Below are 12,874 nucleotides of genomic sequence, written 5' to 3'. Positions count from 1 at the left end.
CTTTGTTCTTTATGATTTAGAATCGCGTTACTCCTTATCGGATTCCGTATCGACCTCGGTCGCATCGTTTTCCTGTGCCCTGGCAGCTTCGGCCACTTCCCTACCCTTCAAGTAGTCGGGCAATTGCATTCCGGCCATGTTGAACATTTCCTGTAAAGGCGGAACGGACTTGTACATTCCGGAGATGAAGTTGGCGGTAGAGCCTTTTCCATCACCCGTCTTGGCGCCAGAATCCCATACGGTCACCTTATCTATTTTAATATTCTTGATGGCTTCGGCCTGGGTTTTCACCAATTCAGGAAGCTTGTCGGCCACTAACAACAGTACGGCGTCTTTAGGACTGTCACCTGCCGCTTTTACGATTTCATCGAAACCTTGTGCCTGTTTGGTCAATATTTCAAAAAGCCCCTTCGCTTCGGCCTGTGCCTTGAAAAGGATCGCATCGGCCTCACCTCTCGCCTTTCTACGGATCATTTCCGCTTCGGCTTCGGCGGCGATTTCCACTTTCTTTTTATCGATTTCCGCAGGAACTACAATATCGGCCATTTGTGAACTACGAACCCTTTCGGCCCTTGCAATTTCCGCATCTTTTTCAGCAGCATACGATTCTTCCAAAGCTTTTGCCGCCTGTACTTTTTCCGCTGCGATCGCAGTTCTTTCGGCCTCGGCCTCACGCTGACGACGTAAGGAATCTGAATTCGCCACATTAATTTTCGCAATGTTCTCCCCTTCAACGGCCTGCGCATTGGCAGCGGCCACTTGGGTACGCTCATCTTGAACGGCATTGGCCTCACCAATGGAACCGTCCCTATTTTTCTCAGCAACGGATTTTCTTGCCGCGTTAATGGCGTGTGCCGCGGCTTCTTTACCCAATGCTTCTATATAGCCCGACTCATCAACAATATCCGTAATGTTTACGTTAATGAGTTTTAGACCCACTTTCTTTAATTCCGATTCTACACTCTGTGAGATATTGGTCAAAAATTTATCCCTATCCGAGTTAATTTCCTCAATATCCATTGAAGCCACTACCAAACGCAACTGACCGAAAATGATTTCCTTGGCCAAGTCTTGCACTTCTTGCATACCCTGACCTAAAAGACGTTCGGCGGCATTTTGCATGATTCCGGGCTCGGTAGAGATACCGATGGTAAAACGGGAAGGTACGTTTACCCTAATATTCTGTTTACTCAAGGCATTTACTAGGTTCACCTCGATTGAAATAGGGGTCAGGTCCAAGTATTCGTAATCTTGGATGACCGGCCAGATAAAGGCTGCACCACCGTGTATACACTTGGCAGAACTACCTTCTCCCACCTTTCCGTAAACCACAAGGATACGGTCGGAAGGACAGCGTTTGTACCGTCTGATAAACGATATGATAATGATAAAAAAGAAAAGAATGGCAAAGCCAATGGCAAGCAACGAAGCGCTTCCCGCAAGTTGTAGGGGTACTGATAGCATTTAGTTAATTATTTATGGGTTCAACAATTAAAATTCCGTTCGCGGTCACTTCCTTTACGACGACCACATCGCCTTGCACCAGGTCTTTATCGGCATTGGTCAATGCTTCCAATTCACGTAGCGTGCCCTGCACATTGATACTTACTTTACCGATGCTCTTGCGATTGGCCCCAATGGTCAAATACACCTCGCCGATCTGGTTCAGTGCATTCTTTAGTCTTAGGGTTCCACTGCTCTGTAATTTGCCTAAATAATAGAAGAGCGAGGCCATGGCCAACATCATAAGCAAACCGCATATGACAGATATAACCACCGTAAGGCCTTTTGCTACTCCGGCATCCAAACACGCAATGCCCGACCATCCGAATATGGTAAAAAAGCCGACAAGGTTTTTAAAGGATAAAAATTGAAATTCTATACCGGTATCGCCCTCAATTTCGACATCGACATCGCCCTCGATGTCGTCTATCTCCCCTCCGATAAAGGTCATTATCAATAAAACAATGAGAATAATGGATGCCGTTATGGCTGTGACCCAGTAGATTTTTTCGAACAACGTCATCATTTCGAACCCTAGTTCCATAAGCTAAAAAAAAGTTTAGGTTGGCGATTAAAGATAAGAATAATCTCACTTCAACCGAATTCAAAAAGCAGGCTAGACCTTACGGGACAACAGAATGGAAACCGCATTACCACCGAAACCTACTGCATTTACCAGTATTTTCCTTAGCTTTCCCGGTGCTGAAGTATTCGTAACAAATGGTACTTTTATCAGCTGTTGTTCTTGCAACATCAAGACCGCCAGTTCTATGCTTAACGCTCCCGACGCTCCAAAAGTATGCCCTACTTTCCATTTATTTGTAGTCAAAAACGGCAAGTTGTTACAGAATACTTTTTCAATAGCCTTATACTCAGATATATCGCCCTTAACAGTACCCGGGGCATGCATTACGATGGCATCTACCTCATCGGGGTGAATTTTTCCTAAGGCCATTTTCATGGAAGCCTGAAAACACTCGGCATCTGTAGAAATAGAGATATTATGGCGCAAGGGTTCCGTAGCGTAGCCCACACCTTCGATAAGGGCCAGGGTCTTTTCCGTCAGTCCCTTTTCCATGCAAATTACAGAAGCCCCCTCACCGAGGATCATGGTACTTTTTTCCTTTTCAAAATCCAAGGCTCGACTAGGGAAGCCCCCATTTCCTTCGGAAGCCTTCTCCTCCCGATACTGCGAATAAATTTTAAGGGCCTTCATTTGCGCAATGGTAAAAGGGGTCAATGGCGCCTCGCTTCCTCCTACCAAAAACTTATTGGCCATACCGCTTCTTAGCCATGCCACTCCGTTTAAAACGGCATGAAGGGCCGTAGAACAAGTAATGGAATGGGAAATATCGGGGCCCTTGGTCTTTAGGTCGTGTGCCACCCAAGACGAAATATTCCCCAAGGTGGTGGTAGGCGACGAGAGTGTTGCCGTTCTATTGTTTTCGAGGAATTCTTTATGGTATTTTTCAAAGAGTGCCGTTGCCCCCCGCGATGAACCGATATTGACGCCGAAACCATCGCCCGCCTTCCATCCTGCTTTGGCAATTGCATCCCTTGAGGCATAAAGTGCGAACAAGACCGAATCGTCAAGGCTTTTGTATTTGTTGTCGGAATTCCTAAGCTGTTCTATTTCCTCTTTTGAGTCCTTTGACAAGGGAGCGGCCCATTCCTTGGTTTCACCAAAATCCTTTTGTTCAAAAAGATGGCTGCCTTTAAGGTAGCTCGCCCAGGTTTCCCCTGAAGTTTTTCCCAATGGGGAAATTGAGCCTATTGCGGTAATGGATATCGGTCGTTCTTTCAAGCCTTGGATTTAAATACTGTTCAGCAGATCCTCTATGGTAGCATATATTTTCTGTAGCTGTGCATCGGTAATGACATATGGAGCAGAAATATAAACAGTACTACCCAAAGGCCGCAAAAATACCCCATTATTCATAAAATGCCTGAAAATTTGGTCACGTAAATTGCCATAGCGCTCCATTTTCACGTTCAGGTCTAACGCATATATGGTTCCGCACTGTCGTGTACGGGCCACCTTGGGGTGATTCTTTATTTTAAGATCGAAGTCCTGGTGTGAGGCGATTATTCTTTTGATACTGTCTTGGATCTCTTGTGACCGTAGCAGGTCTAAACCTGCCAAAGCCGCCTTACAGGCCAAGGGATTGGCCGTATAGGTATGCCCGTGGAACAAGCCTTTTGCCAGGTCATCACTATAAAACGCATTGTACACCTCTAGGGTACAACTTGTAATTGCCATAGGCACCAGTCCCGCCGTTAAGGCTTTCGACATACATATGATATCGGGCTTGGAAGTTATATGGTCGGAAGCAAAAGCCTTTCCAGTCTTACCGAAGCCCGTCATTACTTCATCGGCGATCGTAAGCACCCCGTGCTTTTTCAAAAGCACCAAAATCCGGTCCAGGTTTTCGGCTTTGTGCATTTTCATGGCCGCGGCACCTTGCACCAAAGGCTCGTAAATGAACCCTGCAATGTCGTTTTGCTGCAACCTGGCTTCCAATTGTGCCAGAATGCCTTCAATATTTTCATCTGTGGGCACGGCTATTCGTTCCACATCAATAAAAAACTCCTCGAAGGGACCGTTGTAAACCGATAATCCCGAAACGGACATCGCCCCGAAGGTATCCCCATGAAAACCCTCTTCAAAGGCCAGTAGGGTCTTGCGTTTTCTACCTTGGTTAAAATGGAATTGCAAGGCCATTTTAATACCGATTTCCGTAGCTGTGGAGCCATTATCGGAAAAGAAAAGCTTTTCTTGGTTTTCGGGCAGTAACTTTATCAGCTCTTCCGACAGTTTTACGGCAGGCTCATGGGTAAAGCCACTGAAGACCACTTGATCTAATTTTTGCATCTGGGCATAGACCCTGTCAGTGATATAGGTATTACAATGACCATAGGCACTGGTATACCAAGAAGCGATACCGTCTATATACTCCCTTCCATCCTCATCGTACAAAACCGCACCTTTCGCCTTGACGATCCCTAACATGTCAGGATGCAACTTATGCTGTGTTAAAGGATGCCATAAATGCTTTTTATCCCTAAGCGATAAACTTTCCCTTACTAGGGTTTCTGACCCGTTTGCCTTCTTCATAATGCAAAGATGGGAAATTAAAACATTTTTTTTGAAGTATTTTGTTGATCTTTAGCCTAGAAAAATCAAAGGAAAATGAAATTTTTTGACGTCGGTTTTTTACACCCGACCAATACAAAAAACCTATATCGGCTATCGTTTTTAATCATTGTCCTCTATACGATATCCCTTTTTTACAATCTGCACCTCGCACCCTTGTATTCTGAAGAACCACGGCGTGCACTGGTAGCTCTGGAAATGCTGCTGAACAACAACTTTGTAGTCACTACCATTCTAAACCAAACCTTTTACGACCACCCACCATTATGGAACATTGTACTCGCCGGAAGCATAAAGCTCTTTGGCTATAACACCTTTGCCCTTCGTTTTCCCTCGGCATTGTCACTTCTGCTCACGGGCATTCTATCCTTTTACATGGGCAGAAAATACATTAGCACCAGATTCGGCATCTTAAGCGCCTTCTATTACTTGGTCTGTGCCGACCTTTATTTCTATTTTTCGGTAACCGCCGAAATCGATATCTTTTACTCCTTACTGGTCACCCTTAGCATATTCAGCATCTTTCATTTTTACGAACAGAAGCGGTTTTACCGTCTTTTTGGTGCTGCCTATTTTTTTATTACCCTTGCTTTCTTAACCAAGGGTTTTGCCTCTTTCGCCTTTATAATAATCACCTTGGGCTCATACCTGTTGTATAAAAAAGACCTCAAGCGACTTTTCTCTTGGCCGCATATTTTTTGCGCCCTCTTATCTATGGCGGCGGTCTATTTCTACTTTTACATCTATGGAAGTTACGAGAACCTAGGCAGATATATTTCGGAAATGTGGGGACTAACACAACAACGCACCTTACTCAGCGACCGGTTTGAGGGAATCATAAAACATCTTTTCATGTTTCCCTTGAATTTCTTGGGCGTAATCTTTCCCTCTACCCTATTCCTATTGTTTATTTGGAAAAAAGAACAGATACAAAACATCAAGGCACGACCCTACCTTGTTTTTCTGGTCATCGCCTTTATCGCCAACTTTTTGGTGTATTGGGTTTCTCCCGGAGCTAGAATCAGGTACACCTATATGTTCTTCCCCATGGTAGTAACCGTATTGAGCTACCCTTTGTTTCTTCAGCTGAAAGAAACCAACTGGAAACACAAGGCCTATCACACTCTTTTTAAGGCAATCATGGCCATTGCCGCCCTTGCCTGTCTGGTCATTCCGTTTGTGGGCTATTTTTCCATTTTACCCCATCTAAAATACACCATGCCGCTTTTCGGACTGCTTCTTATCCTCACCCTTATTTTTCACCATAAGACCATCGGATATACCAAACACCTTTTTGTTATTACCTTTATCGTACTCTGTAGATTGGTCTTTGACCATGTGGCCCTGCCCATGAAGGCCTTGACCTCATCCGGCGCGGCACACAAGAGCTATGCCGAAGATATTTACAAAATCATTGGCGAGGACCAAACTCCCCTTTACGTGTTTACACAAGAAAATTTACGGACCCACATACAAACACCGTTCAAATTGTACGAAACGGCATCATACCTAGAAATGTCTCGCAAGTCAATCGTAATGAATACAGATCAGTGTGAGTTGCCCGGCTACTATATTTTCAACAAGCAGAATTTAGAAGGGCGCAAACCCTTGTATGAATTCACCATAAGCAAGGTAGATTTGGCCCTGGTAAAAATAGACTGAGCCTACCTAGAGCGTTTTTAAAATAGAAGCGAACTTATCGGCGTATCTTTTAACGACGGCCTTGTCAAAAACAGGCTCCTCATCTATGCGACCGATCAAGGATGCCCCTGTTTTGTGCAGGATGATATTTTCGGTTTCCGGATTGGCATCCCCACTAAAGAGTATGGAGACATCATATCCCTTTTGTTGCAACCAACCCACGGTCAACAAGGTGTGGTTGATACTGCCCAAATAGTGTCTAGACACTACTACAACATGGTAGGTAGGCATAATGATATCTAGCACGGTGTCGTTTTCGTTCAAAGGAACCAAAATTCCCCCTGCTCCTTCGATCACCAAGGCATTATCCGTCTCGGGCAAAACAATATCAAGTCGGTCTATGGATACCCCGTCCCTTTCCGCCGCCGCATGTGGGCTCATAGGCGTTTTCAATTCATAGCTGCTTTTGTGAATGACCGTTTTATCATTTGAAACCAAAGACTTCACCTTGTCACTATCGGTATGATCCAGCTCTCCCGCCTGAACGGGCTTCCAATAATCCGCTTCAAGGGCTTCGGCAATAATCGCGGAAGCTATGGTCTTTCCTACTTCGGTAGATATTCCTGTCACAAAAATTTGCTGCATGCTATTGAGGTTTTGTTATCATGTTACAATGTAGGCATTTGTATTTTTTTTCTTCAAAAAAAGGGAAAAGTTTATATAAAATTCCTTTTCTGTTATAATACACCTCTGATTTTTGCATTTTACAATTCGGACAAACCACTAAATTCCCATTATCATCTAGGGCATATGCCCTAACCTCGTTATATATTTCAATGGCCTTCTCTTTATCTTCGGTGTACACCTGCAATTTGACCCCGCCAATGGCATTGCTGATGAGCGGGTCGGAATTTAAGGTATGCTCATCCTTGAGAAAAACAGAAATGCCCTCGGACTCTAATTTTCCTTTCAGTATTTGAACGTCGGAGGGATATTCAAAGGAGGCAATGGTATAAAACTTCTCTTTCATATTATAATAAGCTGGCCACTTCTTCCAGTAGATTATCGATCTCTTTTTCGGTGTTAAAACTATGTAGGCAGATCCGCAATCGCTCTTGCCCCTCCGGAACGGTAGGCGAAAGGATCGCACGAACATCGAAGCCTTTATCTTGAATGGCCTTGGCCATGTTCCGGGCCTTGTGGTTCCCGGGAACTAAGCAACAGTGAATGGCGGAATCGCTGATGATGAATTGCTCCTTCAGGTCCAAATCACTTTGTTTACGGTTGAAATAGGAAATGTTATGCTTTAGTTTTTCCAACCCATCGACGGGCACCTTCAAATGGCCATAGGCCGATAGTACGGAAGCTATCGAATGGGGCGGAAGCCCTGTCGTATAGATAAAACTACGGGCAAAATTCACCAAGTACGACTTTAGGCCCTCGCTGCCCAAAATCGCCGCACCATGGCAGCCCACACCTTTCCCGAAGGTAACTAGGCGGGCAAATACGCTGTCTTGCAGGTCCGAGGCCTGCACCAAGCCCTCCCCATGGCTTCCAAAGACGCCAAGAGCGTGGGCCTCGTCGACCACCAAACAGCAATTTTGGGCTTTGCATATGGCCGCTAAACCATTTAAATCGGGGGCATCCCCATCCATGGAAAAAACCGATTCCGTCACCACGTATATTTCGGTGCCGGCGAGATTTCGACTCCGCTCCACCCGGCATCTGTTGTTCAGGTCGTCGAGGTCGTTATGTTTAAATTTATAACTCTTGGCATGGCCCATACGAATACCGTCGCGAATGCTCGCATGAATGTACTCGTCATAAAAAACAACATCGCCGCGTTGGGGCACCGAACTAAAAAAGCCGATATTGGAATCGTAACCCGAGTTAAAGACCAAGGCCGCTTCGGCTCGGTGAAATTGACACAGCTCGGTTTCCAAAGCCTGATAAAGAGGGTGGTTCCCCGAAAGCAAACGCGAACCTGTTGCCCCGTTTTGCAAGACCTTATGCCCTTCCATAAGACGCAAGGCTTCGGTAGAAACCGATTGGCTCCGTGAAAGTCCCAAATAATCATTGGACGAAAAATCGACCAAACCATGGGATGCGGGCAAGCTCCTTAAGGCATTAACAGCATTTCTATCGCTTAGCTTTTTCGCTAATTTTTCGGGCAGGTCTACCATAACCCAAATGTAGCATCTTTGAACGAATAGAAAAACCACGGCGCGCATCCGGATCAAGGTCCTTTCTATTCCTCGCCCTATTCTACCGTTTTTTTGACGAATATTATACCTTTAACCTATTGAACATCCACAATCCTGATTTAATGAAATTCTCTTTATCCTTCCTTCTGTGTATTAGCGCCGGCATTCTCTATGCCCAAACCAACCATTACGAAATTTCCTTTGGGAATGCCGTACACCACGAAGCGGTCGTAAAAGGCATTTTTCCGGAATTGAAAACGGACACGGTCGCTTTTCGTATGAGCCGCACTTCACCCGGACGCTACGCCTTGCACGAATTTGCAAAAAACGTATACCTTTTTAAGGCATGGGACAGCAAGGGGCAGGCCCTTGAGGTTTTTCGCCCCGATCCCTATCAATGGCAAGTGGTGGGCCACGACGGCTCCATCACCATTAGCTATACCCTATTTGCCAACCGCGGAGGAGGAACCTATTCGCAAGTAGACGAAACCCATGCCCATTTGAACATACCCGCCACGTTCATGTATGCCCCCGAACTGAGCGATCGAAAAATTGAAGTGGATTTTAAGGTTCGGGAAGATTTAAACTGGAAGGTAGCCACACAATTGCCCTTGGTTTCGGGCACTACCTATTCCGCCCCAGACCTCTATTATTTTATGGATAGTCCAACGGAGATCAGCGACCATTCCGTTCGTGAATTTAAAGTGTACCATAACGGAAAGCAGCAGAGCATACGATTTGTACTGCACCACAACGGCACGGACGAGGAACTCGACGCCTATTTTGAACAGGTTAAAAAGGTGGTGCTTGCGGAAAAAGAGGTCTATGGCGAACTGCCCGATTTCGACTACGGTACCTATACCTTTCTGGCCTGCTATATCCCAAATGCTTCCGGTGACGGTATGGAACACCGCAACTCGACGGTTTTGACCAGTACCCGTAGCCTTTCGGAAGGAGGAATGCAAGCTAATATCGGTACCGTTTCCCACGAATTCTTCCATGCGTGGAACGTGGAGCGCATCCGCCCGAAATCGTTGGAACCCTTTAATTTTGAAGAGGCCAATATGAGCGGGGCCCTATGGTTTGCCGAAGGTTTTACCAGTTATTACACCAACCTGATCCTTTGTAGGGCGGGCATTATCTCCCCGGAAAAATATGTGGAAGGCATTTCAGGTACCTTCAACTATGTATGGAACTCCCCGGCACGCCGATTTTTTAACCCTATCGAGATGAGCTACCAAGCCCCCTTTGTGGATGCGGCCACTTCGGTAGACCCCGTTAACCGCGAAAACACCTTTATTTCCTATTATTCGTACGGAAGTGTCCTTGGTCTTGCCTTGGATTTATCGCTTCGCGGGGAAAAACTCAACCTCGACGATTTTATGAAACTCGTTTGGAAGAAATACGGAAAAACCGAAAAACCGTACACTATAGAGGACCTTCGGCAGACACTGGCCGAATATGCCGGAAGCGATTTTGCCGAGGTATTCTTCGGCAAGTACATCTACAAGAGCGAAATGCCCGATTACCCAACGCTATTAAGCCTTGTGGGGGTAGAGTTGAAGCAAAATCCGCAAGCGCCCTATTTTGGGGCCGCAGTATCCTTAAATGGCGATGGCCACGGAGAAATCCGGTCGAACCCCAAAATCGGTACACCGGCCTATGAAGCCGGACTCGACAAAGGCGATATCATTACCGACATCAACGGGAGCGGCTTTCCCGATGGACAACAGTTCGGCGCCTACATCGAAAAGCTCAAGGTCGGCGACACCCTAAAGGTCACCTTCGAGCGTTTTGGGACAGAAAAGCGTTGTACGGTGGTTCTAGGGGCAAATCCCGATTACCGGCTTTTGTTAATGGAGAAGGAAGGCGGCAAGCCGTCAAAAAAACAATTGCGCCAAAGAAACGACTGGCTCAAAACCCAAGGGCGGTGATACGTTATACCACGGCATCGACCGATGACGAACTGAAGCAGATCCTCGCCCTTCAGGAAAGAAACCTGGCCTCTAGGGTGTCATCCCCCGAAAAGGAAAAAGAAGGCTTTGTAACCGTAGCGCATACCTTCGACACCTTAAAGGCGATGAACGATACCTGCCCCCATATCATTGCCAAATCGGAGCATGCGGTCATCGGCTATGCCCTCTGTATGCACCCTAGGTTTTCGGATGCCATCGAGGTCTTAAAACCTATGTTCGACGAGATCGAAGGCATTCTTCCCCCTGTGGAAAACTATATCGTTATGGGTCAGGTCTGCATCGACAAGGCCTTTCGCAAACAGGGCGTTTTCAGAAAATTGTACGAAACCATGCAGGCCAAGACCAAAAGGGATTTCAGCAGTATTATCACCGAGATCGATGCGGGCAACACCCGCTCTTTGCAAGCCCATTATGCTATCGGTTTTAAAGAACTGCACACCTATACATCGGGAGCCCGGGAGTGGAAAATCGTGCGTTTTCGATACCTATAAAAAACCCGAACATTCCTACATGCAGCTTATTTGACCCGTCGTCCTTACCAATTCCATATTTTTGATTCACCAACCATACCCACCTGATTACAAACACAATAAGCCCTAGCCAAAAATCGTTGAAAACACAGTATTTCGTCGAAAAATTTGTAGTATTTTTCTTTGTTAAAAGTATATTTAACATGCCATCCCTTCAGAAATCACTTAACGCAAAAATGGGATTAGACCCAAAAATGGAATTAAAGGCATCTGATAATGGTACTGTAGGGGTTTCCTCAATCGGACCTAACTATGAGTAAAGGAACAAAATACGTTTTTAGTTGGATAGTCGTTTTTTTTTGCACTTTCCGGGCTATTAGATAGTGTATTACACGATTTTTCGGAATTAAAATGGCTATTCGCAACCTTATACCCTACAGAGTACTTTAGCAAGGATGTCTTAATATATGAAAACCAGAGCAAGGGAGCTGGCAGCGGGGGTAGAGATTTTTACTATTTCAATGGAACATTAAAAAAATTTAAAACAAAAAAGAGAGTTTTTTATACAGGAAAAGGAATGAAAAAAATATGGACAACGGACGGTTATCCTGAAAATGAGCTTAAAATCCCCGTATGGTACAATACTATGGACGGTGCAATTTCAATAAGAACTTCCGAAAAATTTCCCAAACCATATTCAATAGGGCAAATTAAAGCTTATGTTAACATTATAACTTGGATACTGTTACTACCTAGCCTAGCTTATATTGTTCGTTACCAAATACAAAAACGCAAAAAATAAAATCTTAGAAAAGTTAAACTAATGAAAATTAAGCTTATTTACTTGTTAATTCTACTATATGCCTTTACTGTTCAGGGGCAAAAAGAAAATTTAGGCATAGTTGTAGAATACACCGCTCCGATAGATTTAACCTTCCAAACCTATGATCCACCACTTAAAATAAAAAAAACCACCCAAAAAGAAGGGATCAATTACAAAGAAATCGAAGGTTTATTGCAGTCGTTTTTCTCCGCATCCGATATGGAGTGGGCACTTAGCGATTATCTAGCTAAAAATGCAACAACATCCCGTGACGAATCCCATTTTGAGACTATTAAAAAATCGATGCGAATAAAAATTATATCCAGTTGGAAATGGTTTATGGGTTCAATTACCAAGGCAGGAAGATGGCATATGTACTGAATTTTTAAGGGAGGGTGTTTGGATGGATTTTAATGCCAGTGCTTATGTGGTTTTTGCCGGTTTAAAACTTGAAACCGAACCATTTTATGAAAAAGTGCAATTAATAGAACCTAAATATGAGTAAAGGAGTAAAATACGTTTTTAGTTGGATTGTAGTATATTTTGCACTTTCTGGGCTATTCTTTGGGTTGCTACACGATTTTCCGGAATTAAAATGGTTATACGCAACAATTTATCCTACAGAGTACTTTAGCAAAGATGTTTTAATATATGAGAGCCAGACTAGTGGATCCGGCAGCGGAGGTAGAGATTTGTACTATTTCAATGGAACATTGAAAAAATTTAAAACAAAAAAGAGAGTTTTTGCTAATGAAAAGTCAATGAAAAAAATATGGACAACGGACGGTTATCCTGAAGATGAGCTCAAAATACCCGTATGGTATAATACTATGGACGGTGCAATTTCAATAAGAACTTCCGAAAAATTTCCCAAACTATATTCAATAAGACAAATTGACGCTTATGTTAATATTATAACGTGGATACTCTTACCGCCTTGTGTATGGTATATTATTCGTTATCAAATTCAAAAACGTAAAAAAAATTCTTAGAAAAGTTAAACTAATGAAAATTAAGCTTATTTACTTGTTAATTCTACTATATGCCCCGCCAGCACGAGCTTCACGCCCGTGTCAATCGGCTTAGGAAGGTTCCGAACTAAA

At 44.3% G+C, this 12,874-nt stretch carries 13 protein-coding genes; 6 read left to right on the top strand and 7 right to left on the bottom strand.

Going from position 1 to position 12,874, the window contains the following annotated elements; all coding sequences use genetic code 11:
* Positions 1-27: 27 nt before the first annotated feature.
* From BW980_RS02880 to bioA, 4 genes are all read right to left on the bottom strand, one after another.
* Entirely contained in the window at positions 28-1,464 is a 1,437-nt protein-coding gene (locus BW980_RS02880) for a flotillin family protein (protein ID WP_076453427.1), read from the bottom strand.
* A gap of 4 nt (positions 1,465-1,468) precedes the next feature.
* Complete coding sequence (locus tag BW980_RS02875; protein ID WP_076453426.1) at positions 1,469-2,047, bottom strand: hypothetical protein; 579 nt, start codon at positions 2,045-2,047, stop codon at positions 1,469-1,471.
* A 72-nt stretch (positions 2,048-2,119) separates the two neighbouring features.
* A complete protein-coding gene (locus BW980_RS02870) occupies positions 2,120-3,307 on the bottom strand; it encodes a beta-ketoacyl synthase N-terminal-like domain-containing protein (protein WP_076453425.1) in 1,188 nt (395 codons plus the stop codon).
* A gap of 9 nt (positions 3,308-3,316) precedes the next feature.
* Positions 3,317-4,618 carry an adenosylmethionine--8-amino-7-oxononanoate transaminase gene (bioA, locus tag BW980_RS02865; protein WP_076453424.1) on the bottom strand — a complete coding sequence of 434 codons (1,302 nt, stop codon included), beginning with the start codon at positions 4,616-4,618 and terminating at the stop codon, positions 3,317-3,319.
* 75 nt (positions 4,619-4,693) lie between these two features.
* Here bioA and BW980_RS02860 point away from each other — a divergent pair, with 75 nt between their 5' ends.
* On the top strand, positions 4,694-6,319 hold the full coding sequence (locus tag BW980_RS02860; protein ID WP_076453423.1) for an ArnT family glycosyltransferase: 1,626 nt from the start codon (positions 4,694-4,696) through the stop codon (positions 6,317-6,319).
* A 6-nt stretch (positions 6,320-6,325) separates the two neighbouring features.
* Here BW980_RS02860 and bioD read toward each other — a convergent pair whose 3' ends face one another.
* The 3 genes from bioD to BW980_RS02845 are packed head-to-tail and all read right to left on the bottom strand — an operon-like array spanning position 6,326 to position 8,481.
* Positions 6,326-6,943: a dethiobiotin synthase gene (gene bioD, locus BW980_RS02855; RefSeq protein ID WP_076453422.1), complete on the bottom strand. Its 618-nt coding sequence runs from the start codon at positions 6,941-6,943 to the stop codon at positions 6,326-6,328.
* 1 nt (position 6,944) lies between these two features.
* Complete coding sequence (locus BW980_RS02850; RefSeq protein ID WP_076453421.1) at positions 6,945-7,328, bottom strand: putative signal transducing protein; 384 nt, start codon at positions 7,326-7,328, stop codon at positions 6,945-6,947.
* 1 nt (position 7,329) lies between these two features.
* Positions 7,330-8,481 (bottom strand): aminotransferase class I/II-fold pyridoxal phosphate-dependent enzyme, encoded by a 1,152-nt coding sequence (locus BW980_RS02845; RefSeq protein WP_076453420.1) that lies wholly within the window; start codon positions 8,479-8,481, stop codon positions 7,330-7,332.
* Between the two features lie 143 nt (positions 8,482-8,624).
* On the opposite strand from BW980_RS02845, the gene BW980_RS02840 reads away from it, so the two are divergent.
* From BW980_RS02840 to BW980_RS02820, 5 genes are all read left to right on the top strand, one after another.
* Positions 8,625-10,436, top strand: coding sequence for a M61 family metallopeptidase (locus tag BW980_RS02840; RefSeq protein ID WP_076453419.1), 1,812 nt, complete (start codon positions 8,625-8,627; stop codon positions 10,434-10,436).
* The gene (locus BW980_RS02835; RefSeq protein WP_076453418.1) at positions 10,433-10,969 is read left to right on the top strand and encodes a GNAT family N-acetyltransferase; all 537 of its coding nucleotides are present in this window, start codon (positions 10,433-10,435) and stop codon (positions 10,967-10,969) included. The genes BW980_RS02840 and BW980_RS02835 overlap by 4 nt, the downstream gene beginning before the upstream one ends.
* A 556-nt stretch (positions 10,970-11,525) precedes the next feature.
* The gene (locus tag BW980_RS02830) at positions 11,526-11,750 is read left to right on the top strand and encodes a hypothetical protein (protein ID WP_076453417.1); all 225 of its coding nucleotides are present in this window, start codon (positions 11,526-11,528) and stop codon (positions 11,748-11,750) included.
* A gap of 21 nt (positions 11,751-11,771) precedes the next feature.
* Positions 11,772-12,152, top strand: coding sequence for a hypothetical protein (locus BW980_RS02825; RefSeq protein WP_076453416.1), 381 nt, complete (start codon positions 11,772-11,774; stop codon positions 12,150-12,152).
* A gap of 116 nt (positions 12,153-12,268) precedes the next feature.
* On the top strand, positions 12,269-12,763 hold the full coding sequence (locus BW980_RS02820) for a hypothetical protein (protein ID WP_076453415.1): 495 nt from the start codon (positions 12,269-12,271) through the stop codon (positions 12,761-12,763).
* Positions 12,764-12,874: the final 111 nt, after the last annotated feature.

The sequence above is a fragment of the Zobellia uliginosa genome (genome assembly GCF_900156625.1).
Taxonomy (GTDB): domain Bacteria; phylum Bacteroidota; class Bacteroidia; order Flavobacteriales; family Flavobacteriaceae; genus Zobellia; species Zobellia uliginosa.
The sequence above is the reverse complement of the archived record's forward strand: the minus strand, read 5'-3'. Positions and strand labels throughout refer to the sequence as shown.

Bases quoted from the DNA above. Each gene is read 5' to 3' on its own strand.
- BW980_RS02830 (WP_076453417.1), top strand. From the start codon at position 11,526: ATGAAAAAAATATGGACAACGGACGGTTATCCTGAAAATGAGCTTAAA.
- BW980_RS02845 (WP_076453420.1), bottom strand. From the start codon at position 8,481: ATGGTAGACCTGCCCGAAAAATTAGCGAAAAAGCTAAGCGATAGAAAT.
- BW980_RS02860 (WP_076453423.1), top strand. From the start codon at position 4,694: ATGAAATTTTTTGACGTCGGTTTTTTACACCCGACCAATACAAAAAAC.
- bioD (WP_076453422.1), bottom strand. From the start codon at position 6,943: ATGCAGCAAATTTTTGTGACAGGAATATCTACCGAAGTAGGAAAGACC.
- bioA (WP_076453424.1), bottom strand. From the start codon at position 4,618: ATGAAGAAGGCAAACGGGTCAGAAACCCTAGTAAGGGAAAGTTTATCG.
- BW980_RS02840 (WP_076453419.1), top strand. From the start codon at position 8,625: ATGAAATTCTCTTTATCCTTCCTTCTGTGTATTAGCGCCGGCATTCTC.
- BW980_RS02825 (WP_076453416.1), top strand. From the start codon at position 11,772: ATGAAAATTAAGCTTATTTACTTGTTAATTCTACTATATGCCTTTACT.
- BW980_RS02875 (WP_076453426.1), bottom strand. From the start codon at position 2,047: ATGGAACTAGGGTTCGAAATGATGACGTTGTTCGAAAAAATCTACTGG.
- BW980_RS02880 (WP_076453427.1), bottom strand. From the start codon at position 1,464: ATGCTATCAGTACCCCTACAACTTGCGGGAAGCGCTTCGTTGCTTGCC.
- BW980_RS02820 (WP_076453415.1), top strand. From the start codon at position 12,269: ATGAGTAAAGGAGTAAAATACGTTTTTAGTTGGATTGTAGTATATTTT.
- BW980_RS02850 (WP_076453421.1), bottom strand. From the start codon at position 7,328: ATGAAAGAGAAGTTTTATACCATTGCCTCCTTTGAATATCCCTCCGAC.